Origin of the sequence: Streptomyces sp. IBSBF 3136 (genome assembly GCF_036815105.1) — a bacterium.
GTDB lineage: Bacteria > Actinomycetota > Actinomycetes > Streptomycetales > Streptomycetaceae > Streptomyces.
Map to the genome: position 1 here is coordinate 1 of NZ_JAJSZC010000470.1, position 1,035 is coordinate 1,035.

A 1,035-nucleotide genomic window follows, 5' to 3' on the forward strand; every position below is an offset into this window, starting at 1 on the left:
GCGGGTGGGCGGCCGGGACGGCGGCAGGGCGAACATGGGCATGCCGATACCGTCCGCGGCGGTGACCGGTGCCCGCGGCGCGCCCGCGGCCGGGCGCTGTTCACCCGGGATTCCCCCGAATGGCGGCACCGGCGGGCCGGACCGAGGATGGTGCCGTGGGGTACGGCCACCGCCGCGAGCGCCGGTGCCGTCCGAGGCCACCGGGGGACGGAGGCCTACCCCGGCCGCGGTGAGCGGCCGGAAGGGAGGACACCGTCATGCTGGAAGTGAAGACGGTCGACAAGCCGGACGAACGGCGTGACTTCCCGCGCGGCCACCTCGAAGCCCTCCACCTGACCGGGCTCGACTTCGCGGTGGGCACGTTCGAACCGGGCTGGCGATGGTCGGAGTCCGTGGGACCGATCGCGGGCACCCCCAGCTGCATGGTCCACCACAACGGCTACGTGGTGCAGGGACGGATGCACCTGCGCATGGACGACGGCGGCGAGGGCGAGGTCGGCCCCGGCGAAGTCTTCGTGTGCCCGCCCGGCCACGACGCCTGGGTGGTGGGGGACGAGCAGGTGGTGGTGTACGACTTCGCGGGCACCATGGCGAACGAGTACGCCAAGAGCTAGAGCGTGTCTCTATTGATGGGTTGGTCAGTTGATCGGATGTGTCTGTCCGATTAGTGATCACTACGGTCCAGTCGATGTCGTCGACGGCATACGCTGCGGCGAGGATGGCGGCGAAGATCTTCTCCCACGTGCCGTCGACGGCCCACCTGACCAGCCGCTTATGGGCCGTCTGGAACGAGCCGAGCTCCTCGGGGAGGTCCCGCCAGGGCGAGTTGGTGCGGTACTTCCACGCGATGGCCTCGAGCGTGCCGCGGTGATCGGCCCAGCGCCGTCCCCGGACCGGATCGGCCGGCACGAGTGGCTCGATCCGGGGGTTTTCCCCATTTTTCAGGCGTAGGCGGTGGTGTTCGGGGATCCTGTCGAGGTACCTCTGAAAACCACTGCAAGGAGACCCCCAGTGAGCCGCCCGACCCGGAAAGCC

1 protein-coding gene and 1 pseudogene are annotated in these 1,035 nt (G+C 69.7%); one reads left to right on the plus strand and one right to left on the minus strand.

Annotation, left to right across the window (positions count from 1 at the left end; translation table 11 throughout):
• Nucleotides 1–257: 257 nt before the first annotated feature.
• Entirely contained in the window at nt 258–614 is a 357-nt protein-coding gene (locus V7E45_RS40275; protein WP_333779245.1) for a cupin domain-containing protein, read from the plus strand.
• Nucleotides 615–669: 55 nt separating this feature from the next.
• On the opposite strand, the pseudogene V7E45_RS40280 reads toward V7E45_RS40275, so the two are convergent.
• Nucleotides 670–945, minus strand: a pseudogene (locus V7E45_RS40280) (transposase); the annotation flags it as partial.
• Nucleotides 946–1,035: the final 90 nt, after the last annotated feature.

Coding starts and splice junctions, on each gene's coding strand:
- V7E45_RS40275 (WP_333779245.1), top strand. CDS start 258: ATGCTGGAAGTGAAGACGGTCGACAAGCCGGACGAACGGCGTGACTTC.